This is a genomic window from Nonomuraea africana (assembly GCF_014873535.1).
GTDB classification, from domain to species: domain Bacteria; phylum Actinomycetota; class Actinomycetes; order Streptosporangiales; family Streptosporangiaceae; genus Nonomuraea; species Nonomuraea africana.
The window spans coordinates 6641329-6660275 of the sequence record NZ_JADBEF010000001.1 but is presented as its reverse complement, the minus strand read 5'-3'; the positions used below and the strand labels follow the sequence as shown (position 1 = coordinate 6660275).

General features: G+C 61.4%; 15 protein-coding genes and 1 pseudogene. 6 read left to right on the top strand and 10 right to left on the bottom strand.

Annotated features, from left to right (window positions below):
- Positions 1-189 precede the first annotated feature (189 nt).
- Positions 190-865 (bottom strand): annotated as a pseudogene (locus H4W81_RS31555) (ISL3 family transposase); the annotation flags it as partial.
- 667 nt (positions 866-1532) lie between these two features.
- On the opposite strand from H4W81_RS31555, the gene H4W81_RS31550 reads away from it, so the two are divergent.
- A complete protein-coding gene (locus H4W81_RS31550; protein ID WP_192778147.1) occupies positions 1533-2393 on the top strand; it encodes a DUF6551 family protein in 861 nt (286 codons plus the stop codon).
- A gap of 605 nt (positions 2394-2998) precedes the next feature.
- On the opposite strand, the gene H4W81_RS31545 is transcribed toward H4W81_RS31550, so the two are convergent.
- Both H4W81_RS31545 and H4W81_RS31540 read right to left on the bottom strand, forming a co-directional pair.
- Positions 2999-3781 (bottom strand): transposase family protein, encoded by a 783-nt coding sequence (locus tag H4W81_RS31545; RefSeq protein ID WP_192778146.1) that lies wholly within the window; start codon positions 3779-3781, stop codon positions 2999-3001.
- Positions 3782-4121: 340 nt separating this feature from the next.
- Positions 4122-5864, bottom strand: coding sequence for a DUF2075 domain-containing protein (locus H4W81_RS31540; RefSeq protein ID WP_192778145.1), 1743 nt, complete (start codon positions 5862-5864; stop codon positions 4122-4124).
- Positions 5865-6201: 337 nt separating this feature from the next.
- Here H4W81_RS31540 and H4W81_RS31535 point away from each other — a divergent pair, with 337 nt between their 5' ends.
- Both H4W81_RS31535 and H4W81_RS31530 read left to right on the top strand, forming a co-directional pair.
- Positions 6202-6369, top strand: coding sequence for a hypothetical protein (locus H4W81_RS31535; RefSeq protein ID WP_192778144.1), 168 nt, complete (start codon positions 6202-6204; stop codon positions 6367-6369).
- 277 nt (positions 6370-6646) lie between these two features.
- A complete protein-coding gene (locus H4W81_RS31530; protein WP_192776857.1) occupies positions 6647-7837 on the top strand; it encodes an ISAs1 family transposase in 1191 nt (396 codons plus the stop codon).
- Here H4W81_RS31530 and H4W81_RS31525 read toward each other — a convergent pair.
- Positions 7813-8466: a hypothetical protein gene (locus tag H4W81_RS31525; protein ID WP_192778143.1), complete on the bottom strand. Its 654-nt coding sequence runs from the start codon at positions 8464-8466 to the stop codon at positions 7813-7815. The genes H4W81_RS31530 and H4W81_RS31525 overlap by 25 nt on opposite strands.
- A 285-nt stretch (positions 8467-8751) precedes the next feature.
- On the opposite strand from H4W81_RS31525, the gene H4W81_RS50180 reads away from it, so the two are divergent.
- Both H4W81_RS50180 and H4W81_RS31520 read left to right on the top strand, forming a co-directional pair.
- Entirely contained in the window at positions 8752-9297 is a 546-nt protein-coding gene (locus H4W81_RS50180; RefSeq protein WP_420538729.1) for a GIY-YIG nuclease family protein, read from the top strand.
- Positions 9298-9555: 258 nt separating this feature from the next.
- A complete protein-coding gene (locus H4W81_RS31520) occupies positions 9556-10908 on the top strand; it encodes an SRA domain-containing endonuclease (protein ID WP_192778142.1) in 1353 nt (450 codons plus the stop codon).
- A 174-nt stretch (positions 10909-11082) separates the two neighbouring features.
- Here H4W81_RS31520 and H4W81_RS31515 read toward each other — a convergent pair whose 3' ends face one another.
- The 5 genes from H4W81_RS31515 to H4W81_RS31500 all read right to left on the bottom strand — a co-directional run bounded on the left by H4W81_RS31515 (position 11083) and on the right by H4W81_RS31500 (position 16301).
- Positions 11083-12774, bottom strand: coding sequence for an exonuclease domain-containing protein (locus H4W81_RS31515; RefSeq protein WP_225958880.1), 1692 nt, complete (start codon positions 12772-12774; stop codon positions 11083-11085).
- A 604-nt stretch (positions 12775-13378) separates the two neighbouring features.
- Positions 13379-13642, bottom strand: a complete 264-nt coding sequence (locus tag H4W81_RS49750) for an HAD hydrolase-like protein (protein WP_337959983.1) — start codon at positions 13640-13642, stop codon at positions 13379-13381.
- A gap of 124 nt (positions 13643-13766) precedes the next feature.
- On the bottom strand, positions 13767-13964 hold the full coding sequence (locus H4W81_RS47790; RefSeq protein ID WP_225958879.1) for a hypothetical protein: 198 nt from the start codon (positions 13962-13964) through the stop codon (positions 13767-13769).
- Positions 13965-14352: 388 nt separating this feature from the next.
- Positions 14353-15522 carry a DEAD/DEAH box helicase gene (locus H4W81_RS50175; RefSeq protein ID WP_192778141.1) on the bottom strand — a complete coding sequence of 390 codons (1170 nt, stop codon included), beginning with the start codon at positions 15520-15522 and terminating at the stop codon, positions 14353-14355.
- A complete protein-coding gene (locus H4W81_RS31500; protein ID WP_192778140.1) occupies positions 15519-16301 on the bottom strand; it encodes a CBS domain-containing protein in 783 nt (260 codons plus the stop codon). Before H4W81_RS31500 ends, H4W81_RS50175 begins: the two co-directional genes overlap by 4 nt.
- 766 nt (positions 16302-17067) lie before the next feature.
- Here H4W81_RS31500 and H4W81_RS31495 point away from each other — a divergent pair.
- Positions 17068-18003: a hypothetical protein gene (locus H4W81_RS31495; protein ID WP_192778139.1), complete on the top strand. Its 936-nt coding sequence runs from the start codon at positions 17068-17070 to the stop codon at positions 18001-18003.
- 189 nt (positions 18004-18192) lie between these two features.
- On the opposite strand, the gene H4W81_RS31490 is transcribed toward H4W81_RS31495, so the two are convergent.
- Positions 18193-18927 carry a phospholipase D-like domain-containing protein gene (locus tag H4W81_RS31490; RefSeq protein ID WP_192778138.1) on the bottom strand — a complete coding sequence of 245 codons (735 nt, stop codon included), beginning with the start codon at positions 18925-18927 and terminating at the stop codon, positions 18193-18195.
- Between the last annotated feature and the right edge of the window lie 20 nt (positions 18928-18947).

Sequence of the window (18947 nt, the reverse complement as noted above, 5' to 3'; positions counted from 1 at the left end):
GTTGGTCGATGTTACGGCACGCTTCCGCTTGCAAGCAGAGCGCAGGCCGCTGAGTAGGAGTCCACTGCTGGGCATGCGGCCGCGGACGACAGGCTCGCTACCACGCGGGTGGCGAGCACATCACTGATCGACGGGCCGCGCTAGGTTTCGCTGGGGATTAGGGTCGAGAGGAACTCGCGGAGCTTGGGGTCTACTGCATAGAGCGCGGCGTGCGCATTCCAGCAGGCCAACGCCCGTCGCGTCGGGCAACGCTCTCCGTATCGCCTCGCCGTAGGCACCTGACCCGTCCCGGCAGACGATCTCCACTCCGGGGTGGGTACGCAGCCACGCCTCAAGGGCATCAGCGCCACGGCCTGGGAGAACGTCGATGCGCTCGCCGGTCTCGGCGTCGGTAAGAATGGTGGCGTACCGGTGGCGGCGCTTGAGAGCGAAGCCATCGACCCCGAGCACTCGGGGGATCCGCGGTGGCGGCAGCGGCAATCGCATGAGCAGCCGCAGCGCCGTGGACCTGGACACCGCGACGTCCAGCGCCTGTGAGAGACGAGCGCCCGCCCGGCCCGCGAGCTCTCTCACCACCGCTCCCAGCTGGCTTGTGAGCCTCCTGGTGCGCCGCTGGTAGCGCTCCAGCAGCCCCGGCACCTGTTCACGGAACGTCTGCCGCGGGCATCCCAGCGCCGGGCAAACCAGGCGCCGTACTCTCACCGACACCACTACCCTCCGCCCGTCGACCAGGACGTCCGTGACTGTCCGGCCGCAGAAGGCGTGCACACGGTCGGTCAGCACCCCGCACACCGGGCATGGCACAGGCATCGCGAGTGCGGGCCAAGACCCGAATGAGGTCGGTCTCGTCCACCACATCCTCCATGACCAGGTCAGACAGCCCCGAGAACACCACGCCCACTAGATCGTTGATCTACAGCACGGCTCAGGCTGGCAGGTGATCACTCAGCGCCACCACCGATTACGGGACAGAGCCGTTCTTCTTACAGTCCCGGGGCGGCAGTGCCGGAGTACGGTGAGACCGCCATGATCAGCGACAAGCACAAGCATGCCTCCGGCGGGGATCTCCAGCCCCGAGGTGATCGCCTCGCGGGAGCTGGGGCGCTGGAGTGGCTGGGGTGGAAGGCTGATCACCTCGCCAGGACGTGGCCAGCGCGAGGCCCAGTAGACCTCGACGGAAGTCGTGGCGGCACTACCGACGGATGCCTATCCACTACGCGGATCGGGCCCCGCAGAGGAGAAGCCGGGTGAGATGTTGCAGCACTTGCTAGTCATGACCGGGACGAGAATGTCCAACGACAGGCGAAATATGATGCTTTGAGTGGATTTCTTTACATGGGTTGCTTTCGGGCGCTCCCTGTCGCCCTGGCCTGGTGCTATTCGAATTCCAGACAATATTAGATGAATTCCTCTGTGAAGCGACAAATCATTCTGTAGTCTGATCGCTGTTAGGTCGCCGTCTCCCGCATTCGGGAGCTGACTATGTGTCGCCGTCACCCCCGCTGGGGTGCTGACACGGGAGGAGTAGGGGTTTGTCCAGCAAGGACTACAGCTACGACATTCCGGATCACCCGATCAAGTACCTCGAGGTGGATCCGAGGATCATCAAGTTCGATCATCGGGCGCAGCGCAGCCTCAACAAGACCCGTGCTAAAACCATCGCTGAGAAACTCGTTCCCACCGCTCTCGGAACGCCGATCATCTCGCACCGCGACGACGATGGCATGTACGCGGTGGACGGCATGCACCGAATCTACGCCTGCCAGCTCATCCTGGCGGGGACAGTTACCGTCCGGGATGAGGTCCGCGATGCCGTTCAGACCATCACCTGTGAGGTCCACTCTCGCCTGTCGATGGCCAACGAGGCGTCCTTGTTCATCATCAAGAATAAGGAATCCTCGAAGGTCGGCCCGACCGATGAGTTCAGGATCGGCGTGGTAGCTGGACACCCGCTGTTCGTGGACACCAATACCGTCCTCGAAAAGCACCAGCTCAAGGTCGGCACCCGTGCCGTCAACGCTGTACGAGGCATCAAGGGAATCCTCGATGTAGTCAAGGAGTACGGTCCCGATGTCCTGGACCAGTCACTCACCATCGCCGAGGAGGCATGGGGTCGCACACCTGACACCTGGCACTCCGTCATCATCGGAGGTATCGCCATCGTGATCAGCCGGCATCCCGATGTGGTCAAGCCCGCCGAGTTGGCGCAGAAGCTCAAGCGCCAGGGCGACCCCGCGACATTCAAGGCAAAGATCCAGATCGCCGCCACCAACAACAACACCCGCCTCGACGGCACCAAGGGCCGCCTCAAAGCAGCCCACCTGGCGGTTGCTTCGGCCTGGAACGCTAATCGTCGCGTCAACAAAATTCCCGTCCCAAACATTTTCGAGTAGCCCAGAAAACACGATGCCTCGCGCCGACCTCCGGCGCGAGTCGCCGTGTTACCGACGACATATTCACTGGGTGTCAGGGGCGTATCTGTCTCAAGCCAAGGGCCCCTCTGAGCGGATGGCGCTCGTTCCCGGCGATGCACCGCCACTTTGCTCATCTATATCCGACGGCACTAGGGCGGGCCTCCTCCTGTACGCCATGCTCACAATGTCGGTGATCATGACTATGAGACACGAAGTCTGTCTGACGATTTGCCTGACAACGGGGACGGCTCAGCCCGCACATCGGCGAGCCTTCACGCAATTCACTCGTAATAAAGTGATCAGTGCGAGGTGATGATTCTTGATGATGCACAAGGTACGACGGCCGGATTCCCCGGGAGCCGGCCACGGAGACGACCCGGTTGCCTAGCTTCCCACTGATTGCTGCAGGGAAGGTCTACTCCGTGGCTTGGGAATGGGTGGCACCAGTCGCGGCGGGTGCCTCAGGCGTCATTGGAGTGTTCTTCACTTGGCTTACTGGGGCTCAAGCGCGCAGACATACCGAGGAAATGGTTTCGAGAACTCGCGAGGAAGATCTGCGCGTGTGGAGACACAAAGAGCCCTTTTCATCTTGAGTAGCGGCCCTCTTCGACGAGCTGCAGGACGAGAATCGCCTGCACGAGTGCGGTCGCACGATGCGGGCAACAGCGCAGCTTGGTCAACACTTTCCAGCCCTTCAGGGTCGCAACGGCGCGTTCGCCGATGGCCCGGATGCGAGCGTGGGCGCGATTGACGTCCCGCTGGCCGCGAGACAGCCAGGGCCGATGGCGATGCCGCTTGAACGGTGTCCGAATCGTGCCGCCGGCGCCTTGATAGCCCTTGTCCGCGAAGGTCTTGACACCGGCGCTGGTCAAGGCGTCGATCAGGCCGACCGTCCGGGCCGCGGTGACGTCGTGAACGGCGCCTGGCAGCGCAGGCGAGGCGCACACCAGCCGGCCAGCCGGGTCGGCCAGCAGTTGCACGTTCATTCCATGCTGTTTGTGTTTGCCGCTGTAATACGGCCGCTCGTCGGCGAGGCGGTCGATCGGGATGAGGGTGCCGTCCAGGATGGTGTAGGCCAGCTGGGCTGCGCGCTTCACGGCGGCATGCACGTTCTCGGCCAGCGCCGCCAGCAGGTCCACGCCTTCGCGGACATAGCGCCAGGCCGTGGTGGTACCGATGGCGAAGCCAGCGCCAAGGCGAGCGTAGGTGTCGCCGTTACGCAGGTGGGCCAGGACCAGCAGCGCTTGGCGGGCCGGGTCTAACTTCCGCCACCGCGAGCGGCCTTCGGCGCGCCGTGTGCGGATGAGTTCGGCCAAGCGGATGAGGGTGTGGTTGGACAGAGGAATCGAGGCACGGTAAGACAGCAACGAGGCTCCCGGTTGGGGCATCGGATCTTGGTCGACTGCTGTCTTATCGGGAGCCTCGTCTCATCCGCCACCGCTTTGCGCGTACCCATCGTGACCAGCGCCGTCAGGATGGAAAGGGCTCAGTTTCGTTGGGTGAGGTCAGCAGGCTCTCAACCGATAGCCGTTACGACGCGAGACAGGCCGTGCGGGTGGGGAGTGTATCCGTCCTGACGCCTCGCCAGTGGATGCGGAAGCCCGTCGGGCCGCAACAGAAGGTCGTGAAGAGGTTACCGCAATACAACCACGACTGAAGAAGCTGCACTCATGACCGGACGCGCACCTGATGATCCTGGCTATGCCTCTACTCGTCGGGCAGTAGAGGTACACCTAGCTTGGCGAATAGGCGGTTGGTATTGAGGTCCTCAGAGAAGAGGACAGCTCCGCGCATGCCACGTGTAGCGAGCACCCTGTAGGTATTACGGACTAGTTTCTCAAAATGCGGAGCGCGGTTGACCGCGGGATCTTGATTGGCCTGGACATCGACTATCCAGCCCTGTGAAGTCCAAGTTAGATCTCGGCCAAAGATCACACCGGCGTATTCGTACTCGAATCCCTGCGCAGTGTAAATACAGCCGATCTGGTCGAATCCTGCAGGATCGGTGGCCCATAGACTCGAAGGTGGGATGCCGTTAACCTTGCGTTCAGCTGAGGAATTCCAAGGCCGACTCCATGAGCTGATCTTGATGTCGTTGACTAGAGTCCCATCCGAACGTGGCTTGCTCCATGGCCAGCAGTAGCCAGCCGCCATCCTTGCGCTCTTGCCTGCGGCAATCTTACGCCGTAGGTATTTCTCCATCGCATCGGGAGTACGGGCAACATATAATTCAAAGGTGTCGAGCGGATTCCAGCGTTGAGGCCCCTCGTCGGTACCTAGACCGAGGAGTTGCTCGATCCAGGTGACGTATTCAGGGCAACCGCCGCATCGAAATTGATGCCGAAGGTCGATCTGATGTACGTTTAGTTTCATGTATTGAGCTGCCTTTTTGATCAGCTCTATTGATCCTACTTCCCCTCGACGTACAACCTGATGTTCGTCTAACAGGAAAACCGGGACGTGCGCCGCGTTGATCAGTTCCGTTACCTGCGGTCTACCTGCCGGCCGAGCTTGAGTCTCGTCGTAGGAGCTTCTTTTGCGGGATGTGTGGCGGATTCTGTGCGCTTCATCGCAAATCAATACATCTATATCGTTAGGTGTGGCATGGGTGTAGCTGTTGAAGTAGGAGAAGCTATGGCGAGCCCTCCGATCCATCCGCTCAACGTTGTCACGCAGCGTCTGCGTGAAGGATCTACTGCCTGTGGCATGAACTGCGCGTACTCCCTGTCGGTTGAGAGCGCCGAGCAGCTCCACTGCTATTACACTCTTTCCAGTTCCAGGTCCACCTACGATTAGGACGACCTCCTTAGGAGCACCTTGTTTACTCGCTGCCACGGCCCTGCGTACGTAGTCGTAAGCTTCGCGCTGCTCGTCTAACAAAGTGAATACAGAGCGACGACATACGCTTTCGCTCACCACTGCCATTAGCCCTCCGGTTGGACTTACCGGAGCTGCAAGGAGCTCATGGGCGTATATGTCAGCCCGCTCGGGAGCTAAAATTCTATGCAGGTCTCTTTTGAAGGCCGTTCGGTGTTCTGCTCCGTACCAACGGATGTAGCTCTGATCGCAGGAAATGTTGAGGAGAGAGGGTCTTACTGCATAGAGGGTTTCAGTGGAAGCCTCGTGCATGTTCACTATGGAATGAACCTGGGCTGATTGGGCTACCAGAGATATGTAGTCGAGCAAGACCTGGCGATAGCCCCAGGCTTGAGTGATTGGATGTAATCGCGGATTGGAGCCCGGCGCGCCGGTCACGTTTACCATGTCGGCGTACTTGTCGCGATAGATACGTGACCACTGCTTGTTTTCTACTACCACTATCGACATTTGGCCGCTCTGCGGATAGGAGCCCACCAGCAGAAGGTCCATTCGTACATCTGTGATGGGTGCCTTGAATTCGATCAGAACCTGAACGTCGGCCAGGTTCGCTTCGACTAGAAGGCTGATCACATTAGGTATACTATTCCGCCATGAACGTACTTCGCTGTCGCTAGGTTCGCCGCCAAACAGATCTCTGAAGCGTCCTGTGAGCTCCTGTATGAGCTGATTGGTGGCTATGAGGCCAGCGATATGGCCGGCCGTCCCCTGATACAAGCATTGAGAAGTCATTCACCTTGCCCTCGTTCAAGAGGTAAGAGCTTAAGCAGTGGAGTATGTGGCTGGCGTGCAGGAGACAAAACCAGTTACGCTACTAAGCGGGCAGGTCGCCTCGGTACGCGTGGGATCTATGCCAGGAGTAGTAGCGCTCACGCTCTGCGTTCCACCAAGTGGCGACGCGGCCTTTTAGATGCCGTTCAACGTGCTCTTTAACGCTCTGGCCGTTGAGCGCCGCTTTGCTGATCCAAATATCTCCGCCCGGGCCCACTGTGACGTACCCATGTTCGTACAGGGCGTCACACCCGAGGATGCAATTGAGCATCGCGATATTTCCAAGGTCTCGCCGCTCTTCTTCTGAGCATGCGGCGCGCTTCTTGATGTGTGCAGCCACCAGAAGGCGCCTTTCGAACGTCCGCCCGCAGAGGGCGCATTGACCAGTTAGGCCAGGTAGTAGCAGTTGCTTTAGCTTCGCTTGCTCACGACGACTCAGGGCTGAAGCGTTCTCGGCTGGTGAGACGGTCGTAGCCCTGTAGACGGGCAGATGGTTGAGGGCGCCCCGGTGCGGAGATGACAAACGCGACCCCTGATGATCGTCGGTGTCTAGCCAGTCGATCAAGAACAGGGGCCGCGTTCGCGTGCCATCTTCCCCGATCGACGTGCTCTCCCGCCACCTGGAGCACGTCACCACCACCGACCCGATGACGGACCTGACCGACCTGCCCGCGTTGGCCGATGTCCTGGATGCCGTACCCGACCCACGTAACCGTCGCGGGCGCCGCTACCAACTCGGACCGCTGCTGGCCTTAGCCTTGCTCGCCGTACTCGGCGGCGCCACCTCCCTGGCGAAGATCACCAGATTCATCACCGGATGCGACCCTGAACTACGCGTCCAGCTCGGCCTGCCCGCCGCGACGCGGCTGGCCGCCAGCACCCTGGGACGGCTGCTGGCCCGCCTGGACGGCGACGCCTTCGACACCGCGACCTGCGCCTATCTGACCAAGCTGGCCGCCTGCGCCGCACCGCCCACCCCCAGCACCCGACAACCGCTACTCGGCCTGGCCGTGGACGGCAAGACGCTGCGCGGCAGCCGCACCGGTGACGGCGTAACCCACCTGCTGGCCGCCGTCCGCCACGACACCCAGACCGTCGTGGCCCAAGCCCAGATCCAGGCCAAGAGCAACGAGATCCCCGCGTTCACGCCGCTGCTGGCCGACCTGAATCTGTCCGGCGTGGTGATCACCGCCGACGCCCTGCACACCCAGCACGAACATGCCCGCCAGATCGTCGCCGCCGGCGGCCACTACCTGCTCGTCGTCAAGGGCAACCAGCCCACCCTGCACCGCCGACTCAAGGCCCTGCCCTGGCGCGAGGCCATCCTCAATGACCGCACCGACGAGACCGGGCATGGCCGCCGCGAGATCCGCCGCATGAAGATCTGCACCGCCCGCCCGGGCCTGCCCTTCCCGCACGCCCTGCAGGCCATCCAGGTCAAGCGCCGCCGCACCGACCACAAGAGCGGCAAGACCACCATCGTCACGATCTACGCCGTCACCAGTCTCCCGCCGGGCCGGATCCTCCACGCCCACCTCGCCACCCTCATCCGCGGCCACTGGAGCATCGAGGCCCTGCACCACATCCGCGACGTCACCTACCACGAAGACGCCTGCAGAGTGCGGAAAGGCGCCGCTCCACGCATCCTGGCGAGCCTGCGCAACCTGGCCATCGGCCTGGCCCGCCTGATCGGCTGGACCAACATCAGCGCCGCCACTGACCACTACCGCAGCCACCCAGGCGACGGGCTTCAGCTACTCGGTCTCGCCACATGAGAACGCTTCAGCCCTGCACGACGACTAGCGCTAGAAACCATTCGGTCCAGCTCACCGGTGAACGGTATTCCCTCTGGCGCTAGATCGGTATTTTGTAGGCTACTGTTAACAGGCACATCTCCGATGTCTACCTGAGCAATATCAATTAGTCTTTCCGCGTCTACGCCTTCGACAATATAGGGGTTTTGGACGAAAAATTTCGGGCCAAGAGCTGTGACGCAATCTCTCACCTCTTCGATTGTGATATGGCAACCTTTGAGGTCGTCGAGAGAATACATGTACTCCCATGTTTGCCCGTCGTCGTCGATCCCCCAAAGCAGGCTTGCCAGTTGTGCGTTACGAAAAAGGTGAGTTATAAGTCCGCCGAGATAGAGGCGCTTCTGGCCATAGAAGAACACGTAGTCGCCGGGCCGTAGCTTTCTGTACTTGCCGACATTCACATCTCTTTTGCCCGGAGTGACACCCCACATGGGAGCAACGCCGGTGGGGTAGAGGGAAAGAAGGAGGTTCAGATTCGAGCCGAGCAGGGAGCTGTAGGTAGCGAGATCGACAGGGCGCTGGATGGTGTCCTCGTAGTGTCGGCGTACGGAGGCTGTCGCTAAGCTGGCTGGCTGCATCATGACTCGCATACATCCTGCTTTCTATGTACAAACTGGACATAAGGTGCAGATGTGAAATGGTGCTCGAATCTTAGCGATCAAATTGAAGGGTGCAAAGCATCCCTAAGTGATGGGTTCCATCGCTGATGGACTCTGGGCATGACACGAGGGCGTACGTCGCGTATCGGACTGCAGAGCTGGAGGAGTAGCTGGACTGTTGGAGCTGCTCATCGTCAGTAGAGCGATGCCCGCACTGGATGAGAAACGAGTCGCGATGGAGGCCCTTACCTATGAGCTGCAGAGCCGGAGGCAGCGATGAACGCCGTTGAACTGTTAGAGCCCACCAGACTGTGGCGAGCCTCTGAGGTGCTAACGCAACCAAGTCCGGTGCCGGCGGCTCCAGGCGTTTACGGCTGGTACTTCGAGCAAGCGCCTGACCCGCGTCTGCCCCGCGACCAGCTGCTTTACGTTGGCATGGCACCTCGCCGTATGGCGGCCCGGGTCAGCAGGCAGAACCTTCGCGGTAGGGTGCGTTACCACTACCGCGGCAACGCCGAGGGGTCGACCTTGCGGTTCACCTTGGGCTGTCTGCTGGGGCTCGAGCTGCGACGAGTTGGCAGCGGCAAACGGCTGACATTCGGGCTAGTCGGCGAGCGAGAGCTCACTGCATGGATGGCAGAGTATGCCCGGGTGTGCTGGATGCAGCACGACGAACCCTGGGCAGCAGAATCAGAGCTGATTGCCCAGCTAGATCTGCCTCTCAACCTTGACCAGAACCGACATCACACCTTCTATCCATATCTGAGGAGTCTTCGATCCTCCGCGCGGGCGCAAGCCCGGAGTCTGCCCATCGGCTCCTGATGATTCCGAAGCGTGGCCGTTGCACTACAGCTTCGCGCGGCGGCATTCACTTCTACTTGCCGGTAAGACTGGAGAGCATCGGGAGGGCAACGCATTCGGGTCCGTTGACGGTACTTGTGCCGGCTATCCGGGCCGTCGAGGCAGTCGCGAGACCTGTGATATGTCCCAGCGAGTCCCGCCCGCCGAACACCTCAAGCCTTTTGACGGTTGGGGTCGATAGATATGGTGCGAGATCAACTGCTAGAGAGGTGGAACAGGATGCCTGCATGGGTGTTGGTGTGTAACCCGGCGAAGTTTGATCTTGTGGGCATGCGAAGAGATGGCAAGAAGCCTCAGGACTGGACGATCGGCCGGTACCGCGGCGAGATTTCTCCAGGAGAACCCTTCGCGCTGTGGCTGACAGGCTCCTCCGGAGGGATTGCCGCCTTCGGAGAGATCGCAGGCGCCCCATACGAAGCAAACGACTCGGCTGATGCTGACTACTGGGCTGATCCCCCCACTGGACAGCGATGGGTCGTTCCCATTCTCATCACTAGCTGGGTAGAGCCTGTTCTGCCGCGAGATACGGTCAGGGGCGACAGTCTGCTAGCCGGCGCTACGCTGCTCACCCAACCGTTTGCCTCCAACCCGCATCGCCTATCCGAGACTCAGTGGCACCGTCTCATGACCCTAGTAACCCAATCCGGACAGCCTCTCGCAATGCAGGACTCAGGCGGATGGCAGCTGGAGCCAGGCCAAAAGATCCGGCGCGTTGAGCTGCACGAACGCTATGGGGGGAGCGGGCAAGGCGGCATCTCACCCTCCCGCAGCACCCCCAACATCCTCATCTTCACGGACCCTAGCTCTGGCCATGAGCACGGGTACTACGACGAGTGGGCCGAAGACGGCACCTTCCGCTACACGGGAGAGGGACAGACCGGCGACCAAACCTTCACCCGCGGAAACAAGGCCATTCGCGACCATGCCCAGGACGGGCGCGCTCTACGACTGTTCGAAGGGTCACGAGGAGAGGTTCGCTATGTGGGTGAGTTCGTACTTGATCCGACCACACCATGGTCGTATGGACGAGCTCCCGAAACAGGCGGCGGCCCTGAACGTCAGGTCATCCGCTTCCACATGCTGCGCACCGGCGCCCCAGTCCTGCGCCCGGAAGTCGCTGTAGGAGTTGGGTATCGCGAAGCAGATGAAGATGTCGTCCCCGTGCCCACTACGCCGGCGCCCAACACTGAGCTCAACGGCCGTAACCTTCGCGCACACCGACGACTGCAGAACTTACTTGCGTCCGAACTACGGGCTCGTGGCATAGAGCCACTATCCCCGGGGCCAGCTGATCCCGACTTCGACCTTGCTTGGCGCCCCGACGTCGACTGCCTTACGGTGTGCGAGATCAAGTCACTGACACGCGCCAATGAGATCAACCAGCTAAGGCTAGGCCTTGGTCAGGTCCTCGACTATGTTGACCAACTAGGACACCGCGCCGAAAGAGTTCTTGGGGTCCTGTGGATCGAGCGCGAACCATCCGACGATCGCTGGGTCGCACTGTGCCAGAGGGCCGGTATACGCCTCGCGTGGCCGGGTTTGGAGCAAGAGATCACACGTTTGAAGAAGTGAGGTGCACTTCGTTTCCGCTGCGGACTGATCCCGAGTCGCGGATGAGCCCGTCGGGGATTGACAGAGGCCCTTCCCCCTACTAAAGGGGGTACTGAAGGTAGGGGACCCCGCTAAGGCTACGCGTCGGCAGCAAACTGGTGCAGTTGCCGCGGCTCCCTTTGTGTCCTGCCTTAGTCAGGCAAGGAGCTGTCGAACTGCCTCAGTGAGCACGGCAGCGGCACTTGCCAGGACAACCAAAGCAGCAGCACAGCCACTGGTTCGCTTGGAAGCGGCCCGATGTGGCTGTCGAGCAGAAGCCGAACTATGAGGCTGGAGCGTGACGCGAGTGGTGTGATCGGTACGCCGGGATTCGTCCCAGTCCCGGTAGCGATCGATGAACAGAGCTCGATAATCGGCGGTGCTGAGCTCTCGGGGTCGCCAAGCCTCATGCCACTCCGGGCGCTGCCTCAACGCCTGTTGACGTTGCTCTGCGCTTAGCTTCTCGGCCAGCTCCTGACCACGCGCGTTAGCGAACAGGCCAGCGTGGGTCATCTCGACTTCTTTCTCAAGGAGCTGCATCGCTTCGCCGGACGAGAGGATCGTTATCCCGGCGGCTGTCGCCTTCTGGAGGCGAGGGTCGTCACCCGCAGGCGAGTCTGCTACCACTAGGCGTACGGTCTTGGTCACGTTCGCTGCCACAGTGGCGCCGTGGGTAGAGGCGAAGTCCATGACCTCCGCAACTCCTGGGGCGTCTCCTACCGGAAGCAGTCGCCAGCCCTTGAGCGGTCCGTTTCTGCGTGCGCGATCGGCTGCTGCGGCCTGCTCTAGGTCTCCGATCAAATGCGTCGCCGCTAGCTCTCGGGCGGCGCGCTGGAGTTCCTTAAGTTCGGCGGTGGTGACAACACCATCGGCCTCTGCCCTGGCCCGGACGTTCGCCAGGAAGCTTTCATGGACCTGACGAGCAGTCAGCTGCGTGAGGCCGGCACGAGCAGCTAGAAGGGCCAGCTGCTGAGCCTCTTCTCCGACAATGCGGCCATCGGCAAGAGCGTGCCCCAGCATCGCTTGGTAGTCAGTGACACCCTGGGGCTGCGGTGCAGGTGGTTGTGCCATCAGTGGAAGCCGGGCTGTGAGTGAGGCCAGCCAACCTTCTGTCCCTTTACGCAGGCCCGCAGCGCGTGGAGCAATCACTCCGGTACGAGGATATGGCGGTAATGCCACCGGCGTCGGTCCTCTCCAGGACAGGCGCTGCGGAGCTTGGGTGATGACCCTAGCGAGCATGTTGGCCAGTGTGCGGGCGTCGCCCAGTGCAGAATGAGATGCAGCAGGCCACTCGCCGGTGATCAGGTTGGCGACATCGTCGAGGCGATAGCCGTATCGATCCAGTTGGGTCCTCGTCATGACGAGCGTGCACAGGCCCGGGATGTCGCGCAGGTTGATGCCTAGCCGCCCGAATTCTGCGGTGAGGAACTTGTCCTCGTAGTCGAGATTGTGACTGACCACGATTGCGTTGCTTAGATATGCGAGTACGTCGCCGGCGATCTGCTGGAAGGTGGGGGCACCCTTGACGACGGCGTTCGTGATGCCGTGATACTCGTCGTTGGCGATGCGTATCCCCGGGGCGACGAGGGTGGAGTACTCGTCGAGGACGACGCCGTCGCCGCGCATGCGTACGATCCCGATCTCGCAGACGCGTGATCCCTTGTTTGGGTAGAGACCGGTCGTTTCGAGGTCGATCGAGGCGAACGTGAGGTTTCGCGGATCGATTCCTTGGTTCCGTGTGAGTTGCCCATGAACGAACATGACGGAACCTCCAGAGAATCGCCCTGCGAGCGAGCAGAATGACATCTCTTTCCCATTGATGCAATGCATCTCGGGCGATTGCAGCAAGCTCGTTGCTCTGCTGTAGGGCAAAGCGGCTGAAGTCGGTCACCGTGTGGCCCTGTGTCGGTCCTCTGCACGCCAAGGCCCTTGCTCGGGCGGCACGGCGGCAGACAGTCCACACGGAGTTGTGCCGGTGGCGTCAGGTCGACGTCGGCGGTAGTGGAGGACGAGCACGAAGTAGCTCACTCTCCGTGGTCGACCATGGAAGCACCTCAGGCGAACCGCGACCGTCTGCTTTTCAGGCGGACCGATCGCCCTGCTCGGCTAATCGCGACCGCGGTCAAGCAGGTGTGGACGGTGGCGCGGATACGTCGACGTGTGGGGACGTTGCTGTCAGCGCTGGTGGCACCTAAGCCATGGCCACCCGGTGGCGAGGACCGACGGAGGAGGGGCCTTGCCGGCGATCGCCCCAGCCCGGATGACGGGCCACCGAAGTCCGCGATCGTTACGGTCTCAGCCACCACGCCGAGGGAAGGGCGGATACCACGTCAGCGACTTCCCGCCCTGATGAAGCGGCGGATGCAGGTCGGCGGGTTGTGATCCGTGAGGCGGTGTTGCTGTACGGGCTGCTGTACAGCGCTCCCCCGCAAGCTGCGGCGCGACCTCTCGGTCAATGGTCGCCATGCAGAATCTCCATCGCCTGAAGCACATCCGTGACGACATGGTCCGCCTCGTGCTCGTGGCCGGGTGAGGTCCCCGCGCTGACCCAGACCGTACGGAGGCCGGCGGCCCGTTCCCCGCCGGTGTCCTTGACGAGGTGGTCCCCGAGTATCCAGCCCCCACGGGCAGGGCCATGCCACACCGCGGGGCAGCGATCTCGAACCGACCGACATCGGGCTTGCGGACACTCCAGCTCCGGAGAGCGCGTAAGCATCATCGGCCTCGGCCAGTCCCGTCCGCTGGATCTTCCCGAGCTGATTGTCCGCCATCCCGTTGGTGGCGATGGTCACCTTCCACCCGGCCGCGCGCAGCCGCGCTAATCCTTCCAGCACTTCAGGTCAGCAGCGGACGGGGAACGGCATGCGCGTGCGGTAGCGGCTCCACAGCTCACCAACGGATCCGAAGAGGGAGAAGTGCTCGCGGACCTTGCCGATGAACGCTTCACGGTGCGGGTAGCCCGCCCGGTCGAAAGCGATCAGGCGGTCAATCGCCTCGCGCCCAAGGCCGTGCTCGCCGGCGAACTTCGCCGCCCACACCCGGAACGCCTCTTCCAGGTCGTTTTGTCCAGGTCAAAGAGCGCAAGCTGTTGCATGTCGGATCACCCTAATTGAGCCCCGATACCAACATGAATGCCTGCTTGCAAATGGGAGCCAGTCTCAAGGTCGAGCGGACTTCTCCTGGTCAAGCTGCAGGTGCTGGCTGACGGTGCCTGCTCTTACGCAGCAGCGTTGCTGTATATCCCTGCTGTACAGCAACGGGCACGGTAGAACGCCAACATCCCGCTCGTAGCAAGGCTATAGCTACCAAAGCCGTTCACTCCTAATAGAGACGAGCGCCATTAGTATACTGGCCTACAAGATCCTAGAGCTGTCCCGAACACTTGGGAACCTTCGCTCCATGGCCTGGTTCAGCTGCCATGTTCAGTCACACTTTTTCGCTCAGCTCAAAGATGTTCGTGGTCGGCCAGGCATCGGTGAACCGAAAGGCGTTATTGATTGCGCGCCGGTTTCCCGAAGAAGGCCATAGAATGATAGTTACCTCAGTCGGCCAGTCGCCTACATACTCGGCAACTACGTGTGTCGCTACAACGCATTCTCCGCGCTCAAGTCTCGCCAATATAGCGCGCCTATCCGACTCTGTTGATCGCGAGCTAAGGATTGCCCGAGGCATCCTACCGGTGTCTTCGAGATGGCTAGCAATGTAATGGCTATCGGTGACTGTTGCTGCCACGACAATGCATCGAGAATCCGCAACGTCAGGCCTACCTAGAACCTCGTCAAGGGCGGTGAAGCGCGAATCCTCTCCTTGAACTGCTTCCATGCGCTCAAGTATTGACCATGCTCGCTGAGCCAGCACGGAGTTTTCCGAGAGTTCCGACACCAAGGCAAGCAATCTCTGACGCATTGCCGGAAGGCTATCACTTAGGAGGAAAAACGGGACACCCTTTTCATTCGCATGCGCACGCAACACATCCATGGCTTCGGAGCGGAGTTCACGCTCTTCCGCGCTAGGCGCGTACGGGACCTGCGTGAAACGAAGAGGAACATACCCAGTTTCTAGAAGTCGTTGAGGCGAAATCTCCCAGATAAGTGGCCATCTGAGCGACGCTTTAGAGACATCCGCTGAATCGACTAGTGCTATAGCCTGCACGGCCTTCGAGTTGAGCGAATCAATAGCACGGGAGATCTCATCCGGCATTGATCGAAGCGGTTGATCATGCACGATCAGGCCGAAACTGTGGCCCACAAGCGCTCTCCTACTTGGGCCGTGATGCGCTCTAGCATACGTAGCTATCAATATGCCCGCTCTATCGCTCGCCTGCTTCTCTAGGATATCGAGCGCATCACTCGTTGAGCTCATGACTCTAACGCTGGAGTCTCCTTGGTCTTGAATAAGCTCCTCCCACTGATGTGCCATTGCGATGGTTGGGCACAGGACCAACACAGGCGACGTGCTAGCGATCTCTAGAATATAGAGAGCTACCACTCGACGAACGCCGGCTCCGGTTGCCGAGGAGACCGTTCCTACGTGCGGGCGGTCGGTCCTCCTCAGAGTATCGAGCAGCTCTTGCTGGTAGGAGCGCAGGGAAGTCAACGCGCCACTCCTCGTGTCAGCATTTTTCGCCTGAGCCAGGCCACCACTTCGGCCAGCGTTTGCATCTCGTCCTCAGCAACTTCGTCACGGAAATGGACAATTTTATTTCGAATGTCACGTACCGGCTCAAGAGTCAAACTCACATAGTCTCGCCTAGGGCCGAATCCGAACCGGAAGAAACTGCCATAGTTGGACGGATTCAGAAGGACTGATAGAAGCTCACTGAGAGTCAAATCTTCGAGATTCGCTTCGTCCTTTAACGACTCGGACGGAAGCCCAGTAACGACGGAGCTAGCAAGTTCCTCATCAGTGCAGCATGATCTCATTACGTCTCTAATGCCGAGCTCAATATCTCGAATCAAAATGAAGGGCCGTGTCCGACTCAAGAGAAAGCGCATCATGTCGGCACTCGTCACGACGGCTAGAAGGCGATCCTCGTCTCCAACAAGCACAGCATGATCAGCTTCCAGATACTCCTCAATCGAGCTGATTTCCTGGGAGACTCGCACAAACTGCAAATCCTCGATGAGATCATCAACCGCGATTTTGAGTGGATTATCTGCCGCACGAACATGCCGAAGCGAGCGAGCGAGGGAGCGGTACGAAAAAGCTCCTATAACCCGGCCTTCACTTGTTATCACAGGCAGTTGGTCGAAGTCGTTCGCACGCATGAGCGCAAGTGCACTTTCGACCGTTGTGCCAACTGGGATCTTCAGAACTTCTTGATCTTCCGGCACAAGCTGACCAACACGAAAGAACCCGGACGCTTGTATCTGCATGAGATGAAGGCCAGCCTCGCTTGGTATGGGAAGCAATCGGGTGATCACTAGCAGTTGCTTGGCATGGAGCGGCTCAACGCTACTACAAAAGTGGTCTCACGCAGGGAGAACAGGGTCAAACTCGGTAGCCGTATGAGCCTGCTGTACAGCGGGCATCAGCCCTCGGACTCAGTGGCAAGGGCCGACGAAGTCGGTCCGCGGCAGCCGATCGCCCGGACCATGTACGTTAGGTGCCGAAGTCGGCGATCGTCACGGCCTCAACCACTTTGTAAGCTCGGTCGGACAGGACAACCATCACCGGCCCCCTCAAGCACACGTCGAAATGTGCTTCGACCGACAGTTGCCCGCTGCGACTACATAGCGCGTGGGCGGTGCTGGCCGCGACCGGCCGAAGAGCCGCAGCGCGGCCAGCAGACCGCCTCACGCGCTGCCGACCGCCGCAGGTGGGCGGCCTTGATCACGTGTAGATAAGTTGCTTTCACTCGTCCCTGGCATCGTCGTCCCTGGAATCGTGTCCTGCAGTGAGCTTTCATCCGGACTGACGGGTGGTTTAGTGCGTCTCGCGGTGCCGGCCTGATCGCGACTCGCAAGGTCATGACCGGACGCTCCGTAGGCGCTCCAGATATGACCGGATCCCAGGGCGGTCCTTCTGAGCTGCGGAAGCGCAGAGCGGAACAAGCTCCATCAACTAACGCCTCGCCGGTCCCGGACGGCTATAGGTGCGGGCCCGATTGAACCGATCAATCGGAATTGACGTCTCAGTGTCATGAAGCTCGTCCGTTGGATCGGCGTCGCCCTGGCCGTGGTCGTCGTTGGTGCGGGGGTCATGCTGATCTCGCAGTCGGCGAGCGGGTCACCGCCGGTACCGGCCACGTGCCCGCAGCAGTGGGGCGGCGACGGCATCGGCGGCTGGGTTCCCGCCGCCGCCGACGTCGACGGGGTCGGCGAGTCACTCGTGCCCGGCGCGCCGGTCCAGGCGCTGATCTGCGCCTACCCCGGAACCAATGCCCGCCCAGGTGGCGAACGGCTGGGCGGAACCAGGACCCTGACGGACCAGGCGAGGGTGATGGCCCGTGACCTCGCGTACCTTCCGGTGACCGCCACCCCTCGCGGTGGTCTGTGCACGCAGATGGGAGGGCCGATGACGAACTACCTCATCCGGTTCGCCTACCCCGACGGCCGGGCGCTGTGGGTGGGCAGCGCCGAGGAGGTCAACTCCTGCGTGACGACCACGAACGGCACGGCCGGCAGCCGTTCGTACGTCGGGCCGAGCATCACTGCCGCCTATCGGGCGGGAACCTGGAAGCCCGCCCGGTCCGACGACCCCTGCAGGGGCCGCCTCGCCGGCCGTCGGGGCCAGAACGAGCAGATGGTGCCCGAGGGGGTCGTCTCGGTCGTGGTGTGCGGCCAGGCCACCTCGTACACCGGGAAACCCCCTCGACTGGAGCACGGCAGGCAGGTCGCCCACGACCTGGCCGCAACGCTGAGCTCCCTGGACACCTGGCCGAGTGAGCACATGTGCCAGGGGGGAACAGGCGCGGATGACCGCGAGTTCCGGCTCCTGTTCGGCTATCCGGACGGACCGCCCGCGGATGTCCGGATCTCCGTGGGCTGCACTCCCGGAATCGACAACGGGCTGCTCCAGGCCGACCTCGGTGACCCCGTCCGTGACCAGGTGGCGCGGCTCGCCCCGCCGGCCTAGGTGTGGGAAGTCCGATCGCAGGTCGTGCACTCACGAGGCCGGCAACGGACCGTACGTCCTGGCCCTGTACGGCATGAGCCACAAATCGGATCTCGGTCGACTGCTGTCTTACCGGGCTGCATCTCATCTCAACCCGGTCTCCTGTCCCTCCGCTGACCAGCGCCGCCAGGTTGGAAAGGACTCAGTTCTTCAGGATCGCCTCTGGTGCGGCTCCGCACTGCTCCAGACGCGTTCGAAGCTACTCAGGTAGACCTCCGCGGCTCCTTCGCTCTCGATGGCTCTCAGATCGATCACGGGGGCGTGTGCGGCTGGGGTGCCGTAGGCGTGGATGTTGACGAGAAGGCGATCATCGGCGCGATAGATCGAGTTGTAGAGGGTCGTGCGGTGGAGCCTGATCTCCGCCTGGTCGACCCGGTCGAGAGACGAGCAGAGGGCGAGCGAGTTCTTGATCCGCGCCGCCATCACGTCGGGCCCGATGGTCTCGTCCTGGCCCCGCGTGGCTACCTCGGGGCAGTCCGGGTCGCCGAGCAGCATCCGGACTCTTACGCCTGCGCAGGCGCGCTCGGCTATGAGGTTGAGGATCCCGGCGTCCTCGATGAGGAAGAGCCCGCTGTAGGTCAGGATGTCGATCTCCCGTTCTGCCTCCTCGAACAGGCGCCGCCACACGCTCTGCGGTACTGCCCAACGATGGGGATAGACGGCCTGTACCTCATCCGAGATCAAGCGCTGCTGCTGGGCGGCCTCAGGCCACAGGTCGGCCTCATCGACACGGAGGAGATCGGCGACGGCCCACCGATGCCGCGGGTAGGGAAGCCGCCCTTTGAGCCAGCGGTTAACGGTCTTGGGATCAACCGCGAGGCGTGCGGCCACGTCAGCGGCCTGCAGGCGGGCGTTGATGAGGGCGTGGCGAAGGTTGTCGTTCATACGGCGCACCTCCGGGGGAG

Excerpts from the sequence above, each read along its gene's own strand:
- H4W81_RS31535 (WP_192778144.1), top strand. The coding sequence starts at position 6,202 with ATGCCGTTCAACGTGCTCTTTAACGCTCTGGCCGTTGAGCGCCGCTTT.
- H4W81_RS31525 (WP_192778143.1), bottom strand. The coding sequence starts at position 8,466 with ATGCGAGTCATGATGCAGCCAGCCAGCTTAGCGACAGCCTCCGTACGC.
- H4W81_RS50180 (WP_420538729.1), top strand. The coding sequence starts at position 8,752 with ATGAACGCCGTTGAACTGTTAGAGCCCACCAGACTGTGGCGAGCCTCT.
- H4W81_RS31520 (WP_192778142.1), top strand. The coding sequence starts at position 9,556 with ATGCCTGCATGGGTGTTGGTGTGTAACCCGGCGAAGTTTGATCTTGTG.
- H4W81_RS49750 (WP_337959983.1), bottom strand. The coding sequence starts at position 13,642 with ATGCTTACGCGCTCTCCGGAGCTGGAGTGTCCGCAAGCCCGATGTCGG.
- H4W81_RS31500 (WP_192778140.1), bottom strand. The coding sequence starts at position 16,301 with ATGCAGATACAAGCGTCCGGGTTCTTTCGTGTTGGTCAGCTTGTGCCG.
- H4W81_RS31495 (WP_192778139.1), top strand. The coding sequence starts at position 17,068 with ATGAAGCTCGTCCGTTGGATCGGCGTCGCCCTGGCCGTGGTCGTCGTT.
- H4W81_RS31490 (WP_192778138.1), bottom strand. The coding sequence starts at position 18,927 with ATGAACGACAACCTTCGCCACGCCCTCATCAACGCCCGCCTGCAGGCC.